This window comes from Adhaeribacter soli, from assembly GCF_008727925.1.
GTDB lineage: Bacteria > Bacteroidota > Bacteroidia > Cytophagales > Hymenobacteraceae > Adhaeribacter_A > Adhaeribacter_A soli.
Map to the genome: position 1 here is coordinate 28,244 of NZ_VTWT01000001.1, position 19,387 is coordinate 47,630.

General features: G+C 49.7%; 16 protein-coding genes. 7 read left to right on the forward strand and 9 right to left on the reverse strand.

Annotated features, from left to right (window positions below):
- Nucleotides 1-184: 184 nt before the first annotated feature.
- Complete coding sequence (locus F0P94_RS00125; protein WP_150901671.1) at nt 185-1,792, reverse strand: alpha-amylase family glycosyl hydrolase; 1,608 nt, start codon at nt 1,790-1,792, stop codon at nt 185-187.
- 375 nt (nt 1,793-2,167) lie between these two features.
- Between F0P94_RS00125 and F0P94_RS00130 the strand changes: the two genes are divergently transcribed.
- Complete coding sequence (locus F0P94_RS00130; RefSeq protein ID WP_150901672.1) at nt 2,168-2,911, forward strand: Mut7-C RNAse domain-containing protein; 744 nt, start codon at nt 2,168-2,170, stop codon at nt 2,909-2,911.
- A 335-nt stretch (nt 2,912-3,246) separates the two neighbouring features.
- On the opposite strand, the gene F0P94_RS00135 is transcribed toward F0P94_RS00130, so the two are convergent.
- The 4 genes from F0P94_RS00135 to F0P94_RS00150 all read right to left on the reverse strand — a co-directional run bounded on the left by F0P94_RS00135 (nt 3,247) and on the right by F0P94_RS00150 (nt 8,241).
- Entirely contained in the window at nt 3,247-4,011 is a 765-nt protein-coding gene (locus F0P94_RS00135) for an oxygenase MpaB family protein (RefSeq protein WP_150901673.1), read from the reverse strand.
- A gap of 92 nt (nt 4,012-4,103) precedes the next feature.
- Nucleotides 4,104-5,414 (reverse strand): NCS2 family permease, encoded by a 1,311-nt coding sequence (locus F0P94_RS00140; protein WP_150901674.1) that lies wholly within the window; start codon nt 5,412-5,414, stop codon nt 4,104-4,106.
- Nucleotides 5,415-5,867: 453 nt separating this feature from the next.
- Nucleotides 5,868-7,331: an aminoacyl-histidine dipeptidase gene (locus tag F0P94_RS00145; RefSeq protein WP_150901675.1), complete on the reverse strand. Its 1,464-nt coding sequence runs from the start codon at nt 7,329-7,331 to the stop codon at nt 5,868-5,870.
- 454 nt (nt 7,332-7,785) lie between these two features.
- Nucleotides 7,786-8,241, reverse strand: a complete 456-nt coding sequence (locus tag F0P94_RS00150; protein WP_150901676.1) for a hypothetical protein — start codon at nt 8,239-8,241, stop codon at nt 7,786-7,788.
- Nucleotides 8,242-8,402: 161 nt separating this feature from the next.
- Between F0P94_RS00150 and arsC the strand changes: the two genes are divergently transcribed.
- Nucleotides 8,403-8,744 carry an arsenate reductase (glutaredoxin) gene (arsC, locus tag F0P94_RS00155; protein WP_150901678.1) on the forward strand — a complete coding sequence of 114 codons (342 nt, stop codon included), beginning with the start codon at nt 8,403-8,405 and terminating at the stop codon, nt 8,742-8,744.
- A 55-nt stretch (nt 8,745-8,799) separates the two neighbouring features.
- On the opposite strand, the gene F0P94_RS00160 is transcribed toward arsC, so the two are convergent.
- Nucleotides 8,800-9,543, reverse strand: a complete 744-nt coding sequence (locus F0P94_RS00160) for a hypothetical protein (protein ID WP_150901680.1) — start codon at nt 9,541-9,543, stop codon at nt 8,800-8,802.
- Between the two features lie 396 nt (nt 9,544-9,939).
- Nucleotides 9,940-10,290, reverse strand: a complete 351-nt coding sequence (locus F0P94_RS00165) for a winged helix-turn-helix transcriptional regulator (RefSeq protein ID WP_150901681.1) — start codon at nt 10,288-10,290, stop codon at nt 9,940-9,942.
- Between the two features lie 114 nt (nt 10,291-10,404).
- Between F0P94_RS00165 and F0P94_RS00170 the strand changes: the two genes are divergently transcribed.
- From F0P94_RS00170 to F0P94_RS00180, 3 genes are all read left to right on the forward strand, one after another.
- Complete coding sequence (locus F0P94_RS00170) at nt 10,405-11,037, forward strand: nitroreductase family protein (protein WP_150901682.1); 633 nt, start codon at nt 10,405-10,407, stop codon at nt 11,035-11,037.
- A gap of 183 nt (nt 11,038-11,220) precedes the next feature.
- Nucleotides 11,221-12,171 (forward strand): aldo/keto reductase, encoded by a 951-nt coding sequence (locus F0P94_RS00175; protein ID WP_150901683.1) that lies wholly within the window; start codon nt 11,221-11,223, stop codon nt 12,169-12,171.
- A 404-nt stretch (nt 12,172-12,575) separates the two neighbouring features.
- Complete coding sequence (locus tag F0P94_RS00180; protein WP_150901684.1) at nt 12,576-13,577, forward strand: LLM class flavin-dependent oxidoreductase; 1,002 nt, start codon at nt 12,576-12,578, stop codon at nt 13,575-13,577.
- Nucleotides 13,578-13,999: 422 nt separating this feature from the next.
- Here F0P94_RS00180 and F0P94_RS00185 read toward each other — a convergent pair whose 3' ends face one another.
- Nucleotides 14,000-16,135 (reverse strand): FUSC family membrane protein, encoded by a 2,136-nt coding sequence (locus F0P94_RS00185; protein ID WP_150901685.1) that lies wholly within the window; start codon nt 16,133-16,135, stop codon nt 14,000-14,002.
- Nucleotides 16,136-16,353: 218 nt separating this feature from the next.
- Between F0P94_RS00185 and F0P94_RS00190 the strand changes: the two genes are divergently transcribed.
- On the forward strand, nt 16,354-16,779 hold the full coding sequence (locus tag F0P94_RS00190; protein WP_150901686.1) for a hypothetical protein: 426 nt from the start codon (nt 16,354-16,356) through the stop codon (nt 16,777-16,779).
- Nucleotides 16,780-16,900: 121 nt separating this feature from the next.
- Nucleotides 16,901-17,761, forward strand: a complete 861-nt coding sequence (locus tag F0P94_RS00195; RefSeq protein WP_150901687.1) for a bestrophin family protein — start codon at nt 16,901-16,903, stop codon at nt 17,759-17,761.
- Nucleotides 17,762-18,265: 504 nt separating this feature from the next.
- Here the strand turns inward: F0P94_RS00195 and F0P94_RS00200 are convergent.
- Nucleotides 18,266-19,366, reverse strand: a complete 1,101-nt coding sequence (locus tag F0P94_RS00200) for a mechanosensitive ion channel family protein (protein WP_150901688.1) — start codon at nt 19,364-19,366, stop codon at nt 18,266-18,268.
- Nucleotides 19,367-19,387: the final 21 nt, after the last annotated feature.

A 19,387-nucleotide genomic window follows, 5' to 3' on the forward strand; every position in this document is an offset into this window, starting at 1 on the left:
ATTTCGTTTTAACGGATTCTCCCCTTGAGCATCAGAGGGGTGTTTACACGTTTTTGATATATTCTGCAAGTGTAAACACCCCTCTAACTCCCCTGAAGGGGAGAATCCGTTAGAATGAAACAGCCCTGCTTCCGATAGCAGGCCTGTTTTCCGGCCACTAGCCGTGCTGTTCCGGTATATCTATTTACGAAAGCCGCACGATTATGCCTTCGTCGCCGGCCAGGTTTACCCAATCGGTTACTATATTTCCTTCCCATTCGGTTATGGTGGCTACTTCTATGGTGCCGCTGAATTTAAAATGCGGCGGTTTGAAATAAGAGGGGCGGTGGCTCAGATTCAGCAGGATCAGAAAACGGGTGTCACCGGCTTCCCGGACATAGGAAATGATCTGCTTATCGGCATAGACCGGGGTGTAGCTTCCGATGCGGAGCGCGGGCTCATTTTGACGGAGCATTATCAGCTCTTTGTAGAAAGTCAGCATCGAAAAGGGATCTTTCTCCTGCACCTCCACGTTCAGGCGGCGGAAATCCAGGGCTATCCGGAGCCAGGGTTTGCCGGAAGTAAAACCGGCATTTTCCGTAATATCCCATTGCATGGGGGTGCGGGCCGGGTCGCGGCTCAGGTTTAGTCCGGGCATGTTCAGGCCTTGCGGGTCCTGCACTTCGTCGAAAGGAATGGGAATATCGCGCATGCCTATTTCATCGCCGTAATAGATGGTGGGCGTGCCGCGCAGGGTAAGCAACATCATGGCGGCCACCCGGGCCTGGGTAGCGCCAACGCGGCTGGTAATGCGGGGCTGATCGTGGTTGCTTAACACCCAGTTTGGCCAGGCTTCTTCGGGGAGCGCACCTTCGTATTGGTTAATGGTAGAGGCAATATGTTCGGCATCCCAGGGCAAAACCAGCAACTGAAAATTAAAAGGCATGTGTACCTCGTTGTTATCTGCTCCGTAGTAGGCTACCAGTTTGTTTATGGGCAGGTAAACTTCGCCGATCAGCACGCGGTCGCCGGGATAGCTATCGGTTAACTTGCGCATTTTTCTTGCAATCTCGTGGACTTCGGGCTGGTCGGTGGAATAAACCGGCAACAGCTTGTCGTAGTGGTTCATGTGGGGTTGGTAGTCGGGGTTTGACGGGTTGTTCCTGAATTGCGCGTCCTTTATCAGGTGATAAATAACGTCTATCCGGAAGCCGTCTACCCCCTTGTCAAACCAGAACCGCATCACATCGAACATGGCCTCCTGCACTTCCGGGTTGCGCCAGTTCAGGTCAGGTTGTTCTTTCAGGAAACCATGGTAGTAATATTGTTGCGTTTTCTCGTCCCATTCCCAGGCGGTTTCGCCAAACATTGCCAGCCAGTTATTCGGTTCACTGCCGTCTTCGTTGGCATCGTGCCAGATGTACCAGTCCCGTTTGGGGTTGTCGCGCGAAGACCGGGATTCCTTGAACCAGGGGTGCTGGTCGGAGGTATGATTAGGAACAAAATCCAGCAAAAGTCTCATTCCCCGCCGGTGCACTTCGGCCAGCAACTGGTCAAAATCTTCCATGGTGCCGAAAATGGGATGAATGCCGGTATAATCGGAAATATCATACCCGAAATCGGCCATGGGCGACTGGAAGATCGGGGAAACCCAAATAGATAAAATGCCCAGTTCTTTGAGGTAATCGAGCCGGGAAATAATGCCCTGGATGTCGCCGATGCCGTCGCCGTCGCTATCCTGAAAAGACCGGGGATAGATCTGGTAAATGATGCACTCCTGCCACCAATGATATTTTGAAGGGGTAGTTTCCATGTACTTTTTCGGTTAAAAAGCCTACTGTTTAAACTTTACAGCTAACCAAAAGTTTACGCATCGCGTCCGCATTCAATGGAAGAAAATTAGTAACCAAGGCTTTATTTCCGGTGGAAGGGTGTAGTTCGGACAATATATGTTTATCCAGGTTAGTCCTTCCGTTTTCCCGTTCCGGCAATAAAAAGTTTCAGAAGGAAGGCCGGTGTGCTTTATTGGTGAATTAACCTGCAGATCGCGCTGGTTATTTTTGTGGAACTGTTGAAAGAAAGCTGCCTGGTTTTTCCGGGCAGCTTTTTTCTTTAGCAGGAATTTCTTCGTATTGCTCAGGAAGGTGGTAAAACGATACCTGAACCAGGGAAAAAAGAAAAGGCAGACATGGCAACAATTCAGTTTCACGGGGCATTGAACGATTTTTTACCGCCCCGGTGGCGCAATGCCTGGTTTCCCCTGTCTTTTAAAGGCAAGCCGGCCGTTAAAGATGCCATCGAAGCCTTGGGCGTACCGCATGCGGAAATTGATGTGATCCTGATAAACCAAACGCCGGTTGCCTTTCAATATGGGTTGCATCCGGAAGATGAGGTGGAGGTTTTTCCGGTTTCTTACCGGCATCACTTTCCCGGAAGCGTTTTTCTTCAGCCAGAACTACCGGAAGAGATCAGATTTGTACTGGATGTACATTTAGGTAAATTGGCCCGGAATTTACGGATGCTGGGCTTCGATTCGGTGTACGAAAAAACTTACCGCGACCAGACCATTACGCAAATAGCCGCCGCTGAAAACCGGATCGTGCTGACGCGGGATGTGGGATTGCTGAAGCAAAAGGCCGTAAAATGGGGCTACTGGCTGCGTTCGCAACACCCGGAAACGCAACTACTTGAAGTTATTCGTTACTTTCACCTCGAAAATAAACTTCAGCCTTTTACCCGCTGCCTGGAATGCAATGGCACAATCCGGGAAGTTTCGAAAGAAAGCGTACTGGAATATTTGCCGCCTAAAACCCGGCAGTTTTTCAACGAATTTTACCAGTGCGAAACCTGCCGGCGGGTTTACTGGAAAGGCTCTCATTTTGATCGCATGGAAGCCTTTATTCGGGATTTTAAGAATGGGAGCTCTGGGTAATTTGCTGTTTATTCTGATGTTGTTTCAAATTGGAATTTCTCAATAGCGTAGTGCCTTAGTAGCGTAGGGTTTAAACCCTACGCTACTAAGGCACTACGTCCAATTATTGCTCTTCCGGACATCCTTGTCCGGAAAGTTTCTGGCGGGGGCATCTTTATCCCCATAACCACACCCGCGGACAAGGATGTTCGCACCATGTTAAGTTTCGGACAGGGATGTCCGAAACAGCATTTTAAGATTACAAATCCCGTCAGGCAAATGCTGATAATTAATTTGGTCGAGCAGTAGTAGCTTAGTAGCGTAGGGTTTAAACCCTACGCTACTAAGCTACGAGGCTATTGCGGAACGACGTCCAAGCCTTTGATCTCTTCCCGGTATTGCTTTGGCAGAATGATAGCTTTAAGCAGCCAGTCTAATTTAAAAATGCGGCTTAGTTTATACCCTTTCAGGACCGGCGTAAGCAATTGTACGTGGTTAAAACCGAGCAACCTCAACACGATTTCCGGGGAGACCAGTTTCTGGGCTTCGAGCAGGAGTTTGTAGCGGACCGGGCCTAAATGTTTGTGGTATTTTTTGTACAGGTCTATGGTGTGGTTGCTTTTTTGCATGTTGGCTTCCAGGTGTTCCCGGCGCATTCTGGTCCAATCCCGGAAAGTTTCCGGCAGACCTTGAATCCCCATCCGGGTACCTACGCGGTTAAATACCTGAAACACTTCATTTTTTTCTTCGTCGCTGAGTTTGCGTTCCAGTAGTTCGTAAGACCGGATGGAATAATCGATAAGCATAAAGAGCACGTCGCGGTAAGCCCAGTCGGGAATGAGGACGCCGCGTTTTTCTTCGAGCCGGCTATGAATGGCCGCCATTTTATCGATGGCGCGGTTGGCGGCTTCTTTTTCTGAAAACACGATGAGGCGGGCATAGGCAACCGTGGAGAACAGGCGGCCCAACGGGTCTGCCGGCAAACGCCCCGTGAAATAGAGCCAGTCAACGGCTTTATTCAAAGCAAATTCGGCAGAAGCTCCGGCAAATATGAACAGGATCGTATCGCCTTTTCCCCAGATCTGCCGGACTATCGAATCTTTGTTTACAAAATATTCCATAACTGCTTAAACGAAAAAAAACAGGCCGGTAGGGTGGCACATTGGCAAAAATCAAGGCTGTTCGCTAAATAAAAGCTGCCGTTCGCCCTGAATTATTCCAAAAATAAAGCCAACAGGCAAAACAAATCGATAATCAGTAGTGCCGGGCTCAGTTCAGATTTTTTGCCGGCGGCAAGTTTCAGGGCGGTAAAAGACAGGAAACCCCAGATAATGCCCTGGGTGATGGAATGCGTAAACGGGATGAGCACCATGGCCAGAAAAGCAGGAATGGCATCGTCGAGCTGCAGCCAGTTTATTCTGGTGACCGGCCTGATCATAAACGCTCCGACCAGTACCAGGGCCGGCGCTGTGGCAATTGGCGGAATAACCGAAAGCAGGGGTGCCAGAAACAGGAAAGGCAGGAACAAAACGGCCGCAACCACCGCCGTTAAACCCGTCCGGCCGCCGGCCTCAATGCCCACGGCCGATTCCACATAAGCCGTTCCCGGACTGGAGCCGACCAGACCGGCCAGCGTCGTGGCCACGGCATCGGTCATGAGGGCACGTTTTACGTTCCGGGGTTCGCCGTTTTCATCGGTCAGGTTAGCGGCTTCGGCCAAACCCACCAAGGTAGAAAGGCTGTCGAACAGGTCGGTGAACACGAAGGCAAAAATTACGGGCCAAACTGAAAGTTGTATGGAATTGAGCAGGTCCAGTTTAAAAACCAGACTGAAATCCGGCGCGGCAAAAAGGCCCTGATACGTGAGGAGTGGCCCCACGTTAGGTTCAAAACCCCACCAGCGCCCTAAAGGGTAGGCGGCAAGGGTGGTAAAAATAATGCCCAGCAGAATGCCGCCTTTTACCTGCCTGGTTACCAGCAGGGAAGTAACCAGCAAACCGGCCACAAAGGTAAGTAAGGTAGGCGTAAGCGGGCCCATGGCCGTCATGGTAGCCGGGTCGGGGACAATGAATTTCGCGTTGGTTAGGCCGATAAGGGTAATGAACAAACCTATTCCGGCGGCAATTGCATAACGCAACGGCCGCGGAATGGCCCGGATAATATAGGTCCGGATGTTGAAGGCCGAAAGCAGCAGGAAAACGATTCCCGACCAGAAAACCGCGCCCAAAGCCACTTCCCAGGGAACGTTCATGCCCAAAACCGCCGAGTAAGTAAAAAAAGCGTTCAGCCCCATGCCCGGCGCCACCAGGATCGGGTTTCTGGCATACAGCCCCATCATGAGGCTGCTGAAAAAGCAAACCAGCACAGTGGCCGAAAGCACGCCGGAAAAAGGCATGCCCGCCTGGCTCAGAATACCCGGGTTTACGACAATGATGTAAGCAGTGGCCAGAAACGAGGAAATGCCGGCAATGCATTCGGTTTGCCAGGTAGTCCCGTTCTTTTTCAGTTCAAAATAATCCGGCATAAGGCAGATGGTCTTTTAATAAATTCCGGGAGCGCGTAATGGTGGCTGTACGGATTAAGTTAAAAAGTGCTGCTTTCGGCAATAAAAATTTTGGCTAATGCCGATTCCGTTGACTGAAGCCAACGGCAAGGGAAATGTTAGTTGGATGTAATTGGAGTTAATGATGTTTTATTCCGATAGGTATGGGGGAATTTTAAGGAACGGGCTTGAGCAAATTTCCAATGCCCTGTCTATGATTGTCTGCTTTAGCAAACGGCTCCGTCAGCTAAAGCAGACGGGAATGAAGGTTCTCAAAATAAATGCCTGATGGAGTGGTTTTTTGGCTGGGAACCATAGCATTTAGGTCGGCACTTAACGTTAATCATCGGCACTTAACGGCAGTCAATAAAAAAGCGGCTGATCTGCACCAGCCGCTTTTTTGAAATTAATAGGTTCAGGTTCTTAACTGTTTGTTTAAGCTTCCGCCGGAATGCGTTTGAGGGTTTCCAGCAGGAAGTTCCAGTATTTCTGTACCGAAGAGATCTGCACTTTTTCGTCCGGGGAATGCGCGCCGGTAATGTTAGGGCCAAACGAGATCATTTCCATTTCAGGATAATTGGCTCCTACAATCCCGCATTCCAGACCGGCGTGGCAGGCATTTACGTGGGGCTCTTCTTTGTACATTTCGCGGTACAGGTCGGCCATTAATTTCACGATGCCAGCATCCGGGCGAGGCATCCAGCCGGGGTAGGCGCCCTTGAAATCTACGCTTGCACCGGCCAGCTCGAAAGCGCTCTGAATGGCCTGGGCCAGGTCCATTTTCTCGCTGTCTACGGAGCTACGGGTGAGGCACTGTACGGAGTAGCCGCCTTCTTTTACCAGTACGCGGGCCAGGTTGTTGGACGTTTGCACCAGACCGGCAATGTCAGGACTCATGCGGTAAATGCCGTTCGGGCAGGCATATAAGGCGCGGAGCAGTTGCTGCTGAAAGTCTTCGGCTAGCAGTTTTCCCTGGGCTTCGGTTAATTCCAGCGTAATAGCCAGGTTCGGGTCGGTGGTGCGGTATTCGGTTTGCAGGATGGCGGTTTGCTCTTCCACAAACTTTTTCAGATCGGCTTCGCGGGCTTCTGCTACGGCTACCAAGGCAAACGACTCACGCGGAATGGCATTGCGCAAGCTGCCGCCATCTATGCTGCTAACGCGAAGGCTGAATTGCGAGGAAGCCATAAAAAGCAGGCGGTTCATCAGTTTGTTCGCATTGCCACGACCCAGGTGAATGTCCATGCCGGAGTGGCCGCCGGTCAGGCCTTTTACGCTGAGCTTGTAGCTTTTGAAACCGGCAGGAATTTCTTCGGCCTGGTATGTTCCGGTAGCTGTAATGTCTACACCGCCGGCACAACCGATGGTCAGTTCACGGTCGTCTTCCGTGTCGAGGTTCAGCATAATTTTGGCGTTCAGCAGGCCGCCTTTCAGGCCTAAAGCGCCGGTCATGCCGGTTTCTTCGTCGATGGTGAATAAGGCTTCGATGGGCGGGTGCGCAATATCCTGAGAAGCCAGAACGGCCATAATGGAAGCTACGCCAATGCCGTTATCGGCGCCCAGCGTGGTGCCTTTGGCCCGTACCCAATCGCCGTCCACAAACATCTGAATGCCTTGCGTGCTGAAATCGAAATCGGTGTCGGCATTTTTCTGATGCACCATATCCAGGTGGCTTTGCATAAGCACGGTTTTGCGGCCTTCCATGCCCGGAGTAGCCGGCTTTTTAATGATCACGTTGCCTACTTCGTCCTGAATGGTTTCCAGGCCCAGTTTCTGCCCGAAATCTTTTATGAATTGAATAACCCGTTCTTCTTTTTTTGAAGGGCGTGGAACCGCGTTCAGGTCGGCAAAATTGCTCCACATTTCCCGTGGTTCCAGGTTTCTAACGTCTGTGCTCATAGTTTTTTATGCTAAAATGGTACTGTTCGGGCCAAAAAAAATTAAGGCTGGAACGGAATGATGGGCTAAAGATAAAAAGCTATTTCGGGATTATCAGAATTAAGTAGATGGACATTGGTAGCTGGATATTAGTAGCAAGACTAAAAAAACGCGAGGCGCTATTATCCGGAAAAATATTTAACCGAATTTCCTTTCAGGAAATGCGGTGATTTAGTCCTGCTACTTACTACCTGGTTTAAGGAAGTTAAGTTAATGGACGCATTTATTTTAAAATACTAGGATTGTCATTCAGGACGAATCTTGTGAATTCCGTGCCCTGAACTCACAAGATTCTTCCTGAATGACAGAAAAGGTTAGAATAAACCTGGTAAACTAAATCTGTCGACTTACTTACTTGGAATTACAGCCGGTAAAACGCTTGGTATCAGGAAAGTGTTTTTGAATGAATTTCGGACTAGGCTTTGCCGGCCAAGTGTTTTTTCTGAAGTTCGTAGCCGATAATGGCCGGAATGTAGAACGTAATATCGGCGGCGAATTTTGCCACTACAATACCCGCCGAAAAGTTGCCGAGCAGGATCGGGAAATAATACATCAGCGCCGGACGAATCAGGAAACTATCGATCACTTCGGCCAGGCCAAATTCCACCAGCAGCGCGCGCAAATTTCGGAGAAAGACCGGAAAACGGTAGGTTTTACCGTCTGAATTCAGGCTTTTGCGGGTTTTATATATATCGGTGCCTAAGATCAGGCCGAAAAAAACGAGGTTGCCGCCCAAGGTTCCCACCAAAGCCGCCTGCAGGTGGTTTCCGGTGAAGTGGAAAGCCAAGCCGGCACAAGCCAGGGTCGCGACCAGCGAGAGAATTTCAGCAGGCAGGTAGCGCTTGAGCCATTCTTTCAGGTTTTGTTTCATAGCGTGGGTTTATGAGCGTTAGAGCAGCCTGGTTAACAAATAGTTAGATGGAAGTGGTTCAGTTTTAGTTGGATAATGCGGGAGAATTGCCGGGAATTAAAGGGAAGTGAAATGCTGTTTCAGGTAAAAATTTATACATTTAAAGTTCAAAATTAAGGAATATGCTGAAGATCTATCATAATACCCGGTGCAGTAAAAGCCGCTGTACGCTCGATCTGTTAAAGGAAAAGGGCAAGGATTTCGAAGTGGTGGAATACCTCAAAACGCCGCCAACCGTAGCCGAACTGCAGGAAATTACCGCGAAACTCAACCTGAAACCGGAACAGCTCGTGCGGAAAGGGGAGAAGCTTTACCAGGAAAAATTTGCCGGCAAAACCTATACCGACGAAGAATGGCTGCGGATCCTTGCCGAAAATCCGGTCCTGATCGAGCGCCCGATCGTGGTGAAAGGCGACAAAGCTGTTATCGGGCGGCCGCCGGAAAATGTGCTTACCATTTTATAAGGGAGTTAGTGGTTCGGAAAGGCAACGTTCCTTGCCTGTTGAAGTGCCGGCTTCCTTAATCCGGAGATTCCTGTAAAACTGCCTTCCGGTTGTAAAGCAGTTCGTTGCCTCGTTTTCCGGTCAGGGTTATAGCTTCCATTTTGCGCAAGGAATAGGTTATCTGGCGGCAGCGGAACAGGGGCAGCTTCAGGCTATTGGCCAGGCATTTATTCGAGAAGGGTTGGGGCAGATCCGAAGGGAGTATTGCCAGGAATTCTTCCGGCCGGTGAAAGCTTCTGGTTTCGATTACTTCCAGCAGGCGGCGGTCTTTCAGGCTCTCGCGTTTGCGGCGCTTACTTCCTTGGCCGTCTTTGCAGCGCACTTCTTCCTCCCTTATCAGCAGAAATTCCACGCTGAAATTCGGGTGCATCATTAGTTCCGGGATTCGGACCAATTCTTCAAACAGATCGGTGAGTTTGCCTTTTGTCGGTGATTTGCGACGGGAAATAATTTCGGAGCCCGAAGGGTTGGTTTGTACCACCCATTTTTCAATAGTAACCGGATGGAGTAAATGCACTTTGTGGGTTTTTATCAGTTCCTGCAGCTTCCGGCGAATGGCGGTGAAATTCCGCGTCTGGATCTCGATAAGTTGGTCGCCCCGCACCAGGTCAATCACAAAGCCGTGCAGGGGAATCTCGAAGCGGTCGTTCGGCTGAGCATACCATTGTTTTAAGGCGGCATGCAGTGACCGTTCGTTTCTTAAACCAATGCCATTCGAGGCTTTTTCTGTTGCTTCTCCTACGGTTTCCTGCCCTTCCATGCAGTAAAATTCGGAATAAGGATCGGGATTCTTCCTGGCTTAACCATTAAAATTTTCGCTGGGGAATGCCCAAACTTTAATCGCTAATCCTACCTCAGAAATTGACAGAGGTAAGCTTTCTGCTTTAAAAATGAATTTAAAGGCGTTTCATTGCCGTCTGCTTTAGCTGACGGATAAAAGGACAGCAAATTCGGCTTTAGCCAAACTCTTCACTTGCATAGAAATGAATTAGGCTAAAGCCATAGAGGCATTTGACCGGAAACCGTCAGCTAAAGCAGACGGCAATGAATAAGGAATTAAGTGAGAGATTCTGCTCAGGTATTTTAATGTTTGCATGCTTAGGCAGTTTTACCAGGCACTGAAGTTAGGCCTGAAAAAGAAAAAAGCCCCAAGAATCTAAACCTCAACCTTATCTTCCGAAAGTATTTTAACCCGGTGTTTCAGTCCCCAGTCGCGGAGGGCAAAAATGATGGGGTTCAGGGTGTGGCCGTATTCGGTAACCGCATATTCTACTGAAACCGGCATGGTCTCATAAACGGTGCGTTTCACCAAGCCGTTAATTTCCAGGTCTTTCAGTTCTTTGGAAAGCATTTTGGCGGTAATGCCGGGTACGTCGCGGTGTAGCTCCTTGAAGCGCCTTTTATGGATGCACAAAGCCGTGAGGATCGGAATTTTCCATTTGCCGCTGATAATATCCAGCGCGTCGCGTATAGGTAAAATATGGGTCAGGCAAAGTTCGCTTTTCATGATTCCGGCTCTTGTGGTTTCCTAAAGGATACCAGTATCCTCTGGTATAGTGGTTACAAATGTATACCGATAACGCCTAAGTTTGCAAACAATTTATTAACTGCTCTCACAAATATGAATTTATTAGAAGCTCTGAACTGGCGCTACGCCGCCAAACGCATGACCGGCGCCCGCGTACCGGAAAACAAACTGAACAATATTCTGGAAGCCATTCGCTTATCGGCTTCCTCCATGGGCCTGCAGCCTTATACTATTCTGGTAATCCAGAACCAGGACCTCAAGAAAGAGATCTTCGAAAAAGCGGCCCAACAACCTCAGATCGTGGAAGCATCCGCACTGCTGGTTTTTGCCGCCTGGGATCCGGTAACAGAAGAACAAATAGATGAATACATCGACCACGTGGCCGAAGAGCGGGGCGTAAACCCCGATACGCTGGCAGATTTCCGGAACGGTATCAAAACCATGGTAAAAGGCCGGACCCCGGAAGTGAATTTTAACTGGGCAGCCCGTCAAGCCTACCTGGCGTTGGGAACCGGCCTGGCAGCAGCAGCTTCCGAAGAAGTGGATGCCACGCCCATGGAAGGCTTCAGCCCCGAGGAACTCGACAAGGTGCTGAACCTGCCGGAAAAAGGCCTTCGTAGCGTCGTGATCATGACCCTGGGTTACCGCGATCCGGAGCGCGACCCGCTGGTGAATGTAAAGAAAGTGCGCCGCCAGAAGGAGAAATTATTTATTTCGATTAACTAACTGACGTTATATAAGTTTTTTTGAGGTCCCCCTCCAAAGGGGGACTTTTCTCCTGCTTGCGTAACACCTTAACTAATTCATCCGGCCGGAATATCAGGAAGCTGTTGAAAACCGTATAGTTTCCGGCATAAAAACCAACCTTAAGACTATACGCATCAACCCAACGCATAAACAAAAGAACGCATGGAAAAACGCAAATTAGGAAATTCAGGGCTTGAAATAGCTCCCCTGGCCCTCGGCGGAAACGTATTCGGCTGGACGATCGACGAACCGAAGTCTTTCGAAATCCTGGATGCTTTCACGGCCGCCGGATTTAATTTTATCGATACGGCCAACGTGTATTCCGCCTGGGCGACCGGCAACAAAGGCGGCGAATCGGAAACCATTATTGGAAACTGGCTTAAGAAAAACGGCAACCGCGAACAGATCATCCTGGCAACCAAAGTGGGCGCCGACATGGGCGAAGGCGGCAAAGGCCTGGCAAAAGATTACATTTTCAAAGCCGTGGAAGCTTCCCTCAAACGCCTGCAAACCGATTACATCGACCTTTACCAAACCCATTACGACGACCCGGAAACCCCAATCGAAGAAACGCTGGAAGCATACGCCGAACTGGTAAAATCCGGAAAGGTTCGGGCAATCGGGGCTTCCAACATGAGTGGCGACAGGTTGAAGCAATCGCTTGAGATCAGTAAGCAGCACAACTGGCCCCGCTACGAAACCATGCAGCCCGAATACAACCTCTACGCCCGCGAGCAATACGAAAAAGAATACGATCAGCTCTGCCGCGAGCATAACCTGGGCGTGATTCCATACTACGCGCTGGCCAGTGGTTTCCTTACCGGAAAATACCGTGCCGAAGCCGATCTGGGAAAAAGCCCGCGCGGCGGCGGCATGACCAAATTCCTGAACGAACGCGGCTTCCGGATCCTGCAGGCCTTAGACGAAGTAGCCGCCAACTATGAAGCGAATCCCGCTCAGGTTGCCTTAGCGTGGCTTATGCACCGCCCGGGCATCACGGCACCGATTGCCAGCGCCACGAGCCTCGAACAGCTCCGCGATCTGGTAATTTCGGAAGAATTAAAACTGGATGCGGAAGCTATGGAAAAACTAAATCAGGCCAGCGCTTATTAGTACTCGTGCAAGCTGGTTCAAGTTTGAGCGGAGCGGGAACTTGGACCTATAAATAATCTGAAGTTTTCAACTTCAGTGAGGCGACAGCCTCATAAAAGGCTCCTGCTGGTTATTTGAAAGTATACAATATACTTAGCTGCCGTGCTTTGGTTTGTGCACACAGTCCAAGGAGAATTGGAATGAAATATTACGCCGGAATTTAACTTAATGGGTTAAAGTAACTATTTAGTCATCCCGACGACAGGAGGGATCTCATCAGGTTGGTAGTACCATTTATTCTGGCTTCTCTACCTTCTTCCGGAGATCTCTCCCTCTGGTCGGGATGACCAAATAAAGTTTGAAAGCTTTTTTGTGAAATCCCAATTCAAAAACAATCCTTTTTAACACTCTCACCCCAACCAAAAATGAAACTCAGCATTCTCGATCAGTCGCCGGTACGGAAAGGCGGCACCGCGCGGCAGGCCATTCTGGAAACGGTGGAACTGGTAAAACTGGCCGAAAAGCTGGGGTATACCCGTTTCTGGGTTTCCGAACACCACAATACGGGCAGCCTGGCCGGTTCTACGCCCGAAGTCCTGATCGCGCATTTGGCCGGCGAAACCGAAAAGATCCGGCTTGGTTCCGGGGGCATTATGCTGCCCAACCACAGCGCCCTGAAAATGGCCGAAAACTTCCGGATGCTGGAAACCCTTTTCCCCGGCCGCATCGATCTGGGGCTGGGCCGCGCACCGGGCACCGACCGCTACACGGCCTCGCTGCTGAACCCCAGCAATACATTCAGCGAACACGATTTCACCCAGCAACTCGTAGACCTTACCCATTATTTGAACGATACCGCACCCAACGGACCGAACCAGAAAAAGATCCGGGCCATACCGATTGCCGAAACGGTACCCGATTTGTGGATGCTGAGTTCCAGCGGGCAAAGCGGTGTTTTTGCGGCGCACTTTGGCATGGCTTTTTCCTTTGCCCATTTTATAAACCCGAACGGTGGCCCGCACATGGTAAAGATGTATAAAGAGCATTTTCAGGCTTCGGAAAACCGGAAGCAGCCCGAAGCCAATTTTGCCATCTTTGTAATGGTAGCCGATACCGAAGAAAAAGCCGAACAGTTGCAGGCGGTAATGGATGTGCAAATGCTTCGGATCGAAAGAGGGGTACGGGAAGGTATTTTACCTTACGAAGACATAAAAGACTATAAGTTTTCGGAAGATGAACTGGAACGGGTGCAGTTTAACCGCCAGCGAATGGTAGCGGGAACGCCGGAAAAAGTAAAAGCTAAACTGGAGGACCTGGCCAAAAATTACGGGGTAGACGAAATTATGGCCGTAACCATCACCCACGATTTTGCCGATCGCATCCGCTCGTATGAATTGCTGGCCGAAATGTTTGAACTGGGTAAATAAGGCCAAGCCGTAAATACCGAATTCCATTAGAAAAAATTTTGGCAGATTATAGCGCAAGCGTCCGCTAGTGCTTACATGCTTAACTGGTCTGCTAAAATAAAGCACAAGTAGAAAGCACAAGCGGACGCTTGCGCTATTCCAAATAAAGAACGTTGCTAAATATCATCTGGTATAAGTTAGAAGCTATCTTATAAATAAGCATGTCATGTCGAGCCTTAGTGAGACAACTCGTTGGCGGAAAGCAATACTTCTGGCTTTTCTGCTAATGGCCGACAAGGTCCTTCGCTGACGCTCAGGATAACGCAATAAATTTGATTAGCCTATCAGCAAAAGGAAATAACCAGGTAGTACAGTCCCCAAAGCCATTCCTTTATTGTCCATTAGAAGCAAAAGGGTAGGGGAAATAGCTGAAAAGTCAAAGATCAGGCGGCAATGGTTTCGGTAACTCTCCGGATATCGGTGCTTACTTTCTGAATAAACATTAGCTGTTCTTTCAGCAGATTTTCGTCCGGATTGGTTACGGCCGGCAGGGCTGCAGCCGGCTCCGGAGTTACCGTGTCCGCCGGACTGTTGCCGGGCAAAGCGCCCAGCTTTTTCATACTTTCCTGCAGGTTGCTTAAGGCTCTTTTCACTGTCCGCTGATTTTCCGGGGCATGGTTCCTGCCCTGCAGCAGGGCGGTAGCCAGGTTTGCCACGTAGGAAGTAAGAATGTGGTTCAGGATAATGAATTTCTGGATCTCTTTGGCGTTTTTCTGTTTTCGTTTCGGTTCCGAGAGCATGCGCTGAAAAGCAGCTGAAAGGTTCGCGGAACTCACGTAAACCTGTTTGCGGGCCAGTTTGTATTCTTCGGTGCCCACCTGGCGGCCGGTCAGCGCATCGGAAAGTTTTTGCAGATAGGCCGTATTTGCTTCCAGGGTTTCTTTTAAAAATTTCTGCAATTGGTCGGCTTCCCAGCTTGGCAGAATGAAATAACTCGCCGAAAAGGCAATGGCGCACCCGATCAGGGTATCGATAATGCGTTCCTGCACAATATTCAGGCTTCCGGCTCCCAGAAAGTTAAATAAAATAAGCACGAAGGGCGTCATGAAAATTACGCTAACCACATAATTGCGCCGCTGAAAACTGTAGGAAGCCACCATGAAAAAGAGCAGGAAAACGAACTGGGCGGTCCGGTCCTGAATAAAATGCAGGATGAGAATACCAATGCCGCCGCCGGCCAGTGTACCGATAATGCGTTCGTAATTCCGCTTTTTGGTAAGGCTGAAAGCCGGCTTCAGGATTACAATTATGGTAAGCAATACCCAGTAACTGTGGTGCCCGTACGGAAAAAGCTTGGTAATAAGAAAGCCGGCCAGACAAACCAGGGCTACCCGAAACGAATGCTTAAAGGTATTGGAGCTGAACGTTAAGTTGTTGCGGAATAATTTCAGGTCGTAATCTTGCCGGGAAACGAATTTCGAGAACTCGGCGGGGCTGCTTCCGAACGTCTTCTTTGCCGAAGCTTCGGAATAATATTCCTGGATGTTGTGCAGGCGCTGGTTCAGGTTACGGAGGTTTACAAGGATCTTTTTCAGCACCAGGTTGCTGCCGCCGGTATCTTTCAACGCATCGATATTCGTTTTCAGCTGTTCCAGGATAGGGTTCAGGTCCTGGGTTCGTCCGTAACGGATATTGGCCTGAATGGAAAACCCGATGGCATCCAGCTGATCGGCTACCAGTAAAATGAGGTCGGAAATCTCTTTCAGGACCGGGGTGCCGGCAAAGCGTTCGCGCAAAGAGCCGTAATCGTAATGCGTAGCCGTAATTTGTTCATACAGGTCTACCAGGTCTACAAAGGTGAGTACCAGCAAACGGCTTTGCCCGGTGGGCTCTTTCATAAACTGCCGGCTTTTGAACAGGAGCTCGCGCACGGCATCCTGTTTTTCACTCACCACAATCTGTTGGGCCACCAATTTCTGATAAGCGTCTTCCAGGTTGGTGCGCGGCTGGTAAAAAGCGGCTTTCAGCCGTAAAAAGCGGGCTACTTCGTGAATGCACTCCCCCAGGGTCTGTTGCGCCTGCCGGTAAGGCCTGATCTGGAATAGCAGCCAGCTTAAAACCATGTACCAGGTGCCGCCGCCCAGAATCAAAAGGGCGTGGGGCACCACCTGCTCCGGTTTTAAGGCCGCATCCATGGTCAGGATCATTACCACGAGGCCGGCCGTACCCAATGCCGCCGCCCGCGGGCCGTAAACCATGAACATGGAGAAAAAGAAACTGAAAAGAAGGATTTCCGCGCCTAAGATAAATGGATTCAGGCGGGCAAAGCCGGTAATGATGGCCACCAAGAAAATGGTGATATTGCAGAGCAGCATGGCGTTGCGCTTATGCTGCACCGGCCCCGGCGTATCGGTAATACTTACGCAAAGTGCCCCCAGCGAAAGCGAAAGGCCTACCTCGAACTGATTGAATTGTGCCGCAATGAGAGCGGGAAATAAAACCCCTACCGTAATGCGGAGGCCGTCGGATAAATACTGGCTGAATAAAAAATATAAAACCTCGCGGGCTTGTTTTTTCATGCTGAAGCTTTGTACTGCAAATATAGAACGGGAGTTCAGCTTTAAAATTTCTTTTCGATCTCTTGACCGCTTACCGGGTTTTGTAAGGCTGTTGAAATCAGGAATTTAAAACTTTAAGAAAGCTAACCGGTTTTACTTTCCTTGAAATGTTCTTATTTTTACCCTGAAAATTAATTTTCGGCATTTACAGTAATTTAAGTTTACAGGAGGCTGAGGCTATGGCGCGAAAAGAATTTAAGAAAGCGAACGGCGATATATTTCTGATTGCAGAACGCATGCCCGATAATGCTTTTATCCATGCCCGCTGGATCGGTATCCAATCTGTGGCAACGGTAATGGAAGGCGGAAATTTTTACGTTTCCATGTTGCAGAAACAGCCTTGTCCGCGCCTGCTTAACGACCACTCCGAACTGATCGGCCCCTGGGAGGTAGCCAACGAATGGATCGCCAGCGACTGGACGCCCAAAGTGCGCGCCCTGGGTTTGCAGTACATGGCCCAGGTGTTGGCGCCCGGCATTTACGGTAAAATGTCGTTTCACCAATTGCACCAGCGCATCGAAGGGCAGTTCGAAATTATGATGTTCGATAAAGAAGCCCCGGCCAGGAAGTGGCTGCAGGAAGTGGATACCTTCTCCGTTAAGTAACACAGTTCCCTTACTCTCCGGTACCTTCTTCCGGAAATAAAAATGCAGCCTTGCCGGAACGAACAACTTACGCAAAAAAGGAAATTGCGTAATATCGCAGCTGAAAATCAAAGCGCTGTGCATGATCAATTATAACCCTAAAGACTGGTTCACGTTCATTTTCCGGTTTTCCCGGGCCGATACTTTCCGGCGGTTGCTGCCTTTAATGCTGGCCGTTAGTGTTTATGCCGGCGGCATTGCTTACCTGGAAATGAACTATGTAAGCAAGGAAACCTCGAAGCATTTGAGCAATGTAGGCATGATGCACAGCGTGCTGGGTTTTGTGATTTCCCTGCTGCTGGTTTTCCGGACCAATACGGCTTATGACCGTTGGTGGGAGGGGCGCAAGATCTGGGGCGGCATTACCAACAGTTCCCGGAACCTGGCCATAAAACTGCAGGCCATGCTCACCGATGAAGCCGATAAAAAGTACTTCCGGCTGATGATCCCGAGTTTTGCTTTCGGCCTAAAGACCATGCTCCGCGAAAACGAAGACTTCCATGAGCTGGACCCGGTTCTGGACCTGAAAAAAGAAAAGCACCTGGCCAACCAGATCGCGGCCTCGCTTTACGCCCGGGCCAATAAACTGCATTCCGATAATAAGATTTCCGCCGTACAATTCCTGGCACTGAACGAAGAATTAAAAGCCCTGACCGAATATTGCGGCGCCTGTGAACGGATAAAAAATACCCCGATCCCGTTCACCTACAGCGTTTTTATCAAGAAATTCATTTTCTTCTACGTCATGACGCTGCCTTTCGGCTGGTCTTTCAGTTTAGGTTACTACATAATTCCGGTGGTGCTGCTGATCCTGTATGCGCTGGCCAGCCTGGAGTTAATTGCTGAAGAAATCGAGAACCCCTTCGGCCGCGATGCCAACGACCTGCCCATCGACCAGATCTGCCACAACATCCGCAAGCACGTAGGGGAGATCCTGACCTGATCTTCTTTTCGTGTTTTTAAATTGAAGTAATTACCACAGTGCCTGTCGTTAATTGAAATTATTATTGCGTCATTCCGAGCAACGTCGAGGAAACTTATGGGAATTACAATGGTAAATCGCGCGTAGCATGATTTGGCTTACGGTTTAATTTTAATATTCGGCTTCATAAACTCCCTCAGAGCTCCGCTCGCAAGTTTCGTGCTTTCTCGCACTCACTTGTGTTCGGGATGACGCAATAAATTAGGCCATTTTTTCTTAAGCTGACGAAAACCACCCCCAGCCCCTCCTTGAAAAGGAGGGGAGCTTATAATTCTGCTGTTTCAGACATCTGTGTCTGAAACTTATTCTGGTGCGGACATCCGTGTCCGCGTTTCTGCATACGGGGACAAAGATGTCCCCGGCAGGTTGCTTCCAGACACAGATGTCTGGAAAAGCGCTTTTGCCTTAAGCTGAAGAAAACCACCCTCGGTCCCTCCTTGAAAAGGAGGGGAGCTCTACCAATTATTACTTCCTGCTGACTTTTCCGCTGTCGGGGTGGGTGCTGCCTGGTTCAGTGAAAACGGTACGGGTTGGGTAGGCAAGCTCGATGTTGCGTTTCTGGAACTCTTCGAAAATGCGGAGGTTGATGGCCTGGTGAATATCCATGTACCGGTTAAAGTCGGTGTCGAGCACGTTGTAAACCACCTCAAAATCGAGGCTCGATTCGCCGTACGACGCAAAATGCGCCCGGTCGAAATTTACCGGGTGCTGCTCTTCCACAATGCTTTTCAGCAGGGCCGGAATGGTTCTCAGGTCTTCCAGCGAGGTCTGGTAAATTAACCGGAGCTTAAAACTTACCCGGCGGGTACTCATGCGTTTGTAATTGTGGATGCGGGAGCCGGTCAGGTCGCTGTTGGCAAAGATGAGCTGCTCGCCGGTAAGGCTTTGCACGCGGGTGGTTTTAATGCCGATGTAATCTACCGTGCCGCTTTTTTCATCTACCACAATAAAGTCGCCGGTTTCGAAAGGCCGGTCGAAGAAGATCACGAAATAATTGAATAAGTCGCCGAGGATGTTCTGGGCAGCCAGGGCCACGGCAATACCGCCAATTCCTAAACCGGTAACTACGGCGGTTACGTCGTAGCCCATGTTGGCAAAAAGGAAGAGCAGGCCGATGATCCAGATGACCCCGTTTACGATAAGCATTAAGCCGCCCAGCTGTTTCACTTTTTCGGTGCCGCGGTCCTGTTTCCGGACGTAGCTTTCCAGCAGGGCCATGATGATGGTGGCAAAAAGCCGGATGATGAGAAACGTAAAGGCAACCGTAAACGCGATCTTGAAGATGTTCTCGGTTTTCTGGTGCAGTGTAAGGTATTGCAGGGCAATGTAAACTACCGTAAGGTAAAGCCAGGGAATGCCGAACCGGTCGAGGGAGTCGAAAACGAAATCGTCCAGTTGGTTATGCGTTTTCTGGGTCCACTTCCGGAGGCGCTGTAAAATGGTGCGTCTAAAGACCCGGACCAGGATCAGCCCGATAGCCATGGTTACCAGGGCAATGGCATAATCCTGAACGGTGTTGTGGTAATAAATTCGGGTAAAAAACTCGTCGTCGAATACTTCTTTCATGCTCCGGGAAAAATTGGTCGG

Bases quoted from the DNA above. Each gene is read 5' to 3' on its own strand.
- F0P94_RS00145 (WP_150901675.1), bottom strand. From the start codon at position 7,331: ATGAGCACAGACGTTAGAAACCTGGAACCACGGGAAATGTGGAGCAAT.
- F0P94_RS00185 (WP_150901685.1), bottom strand. From the start codon at position 16,135: ATGAAAAAACAAGCCCGCGAGGTTTTATATTTTTTATTCAGCCAGTAT.
- F0P94_RS00160 (WP_150901680.1), bottom strand. From the start codon at position 9,543: ATGGAAGGGCAGGAAACCGTAGGAGAAGCAACAGAAAAAGCCTCGAAT.
- F0P94_RS00170 (WP_150901682.1), top strand. From the start codon at position 10,405: ATGAATTTATTAGAAGCTCTGAACTGGCGCTACGCCGCCAAACGCATG.
- F0P94_RS00180 (WP_150901684.1), top strand. From the start codon at position 12,576: ATGAAACTCAGCATTCTCGATCAGTCGCCGGTACGGAAAGGCGGCACC.
- F0P94_RS00200 (WP_150901688.1), bottom strand. From the start codon at position 19,366: ATGAAAGAAGTATTCGACGACGAGTTTTTTACCCGAATTTATTACCAC.
- F0P94_RS00165 (WP_150901681.1), bottom strand. From the start codon at position 10,290: ATGAAAAGCGAACTTTGCCTGACCCATATTTTACCTATACGCGACGCG.
- F0P94_RS00150 (WP_150901676.1), bottom strand. From the start codon at position 8,241: ATGAAACAAAACCTGAAAGAATGGCTCAAGCGCTACCTGCCTGCTGAA.
- F0P94_RS00195 (WP_150901687.1), top strand. From the start codon at position 16,901: ATGATCAATTATAACCCTAAAGACTGGTTCACGTTCATTTTCCGGTTT.
- F0P94_RS00175 (WP_150901683.1), top strand. From the start codon at position 11,221: ATGGAAAAACGCAAATTAGGAAATTCAGGGCTTGAAATAGCTCCCCTG.
- F0P94_RS00130 (WP_150901672.1), top strand. From the start codon at position 2,168: ATGGCAACAATTCAGTTTCACGGGGCATTGAACGATTTTTTACCGCCC.
- F0P94_RS00190 (WP_150901686.1), top strand. From the start codon at position 16,354: ATGGCGCGAAAAGAATTTAAGAAAGCGAACGGCGATATATTTCTGATT.
- F0P94_RS00125 (WP_150901671.1), bottom strand. From the start codon at position 1,792: ATGGAAACTACCCCTTCAAAATATCATTGGTGGCAGGAGTGCATCATT.
- arsC (WP_150901678.1), top strand. From the start codon at position 8,403: ATGCTGAAGATCTATCATAATACCCGGTGCAGTAAAAGCCGCTGTACG.
- F0P94_RS00135 (WP_150901673.1), bottom strand. From the start codon at position 4,011: ATGGAATATTTTGTAAACAAAGATTCGATAGTCCGGCAGATCTGGGGA.
- F0P94_RS00140 (WP_150901674.1), bottom strand. From the start codon at position 5,414: ATGCCGGATTATTTTGAACTGAAAAAGAACGGGACTACCTGGCAAACC.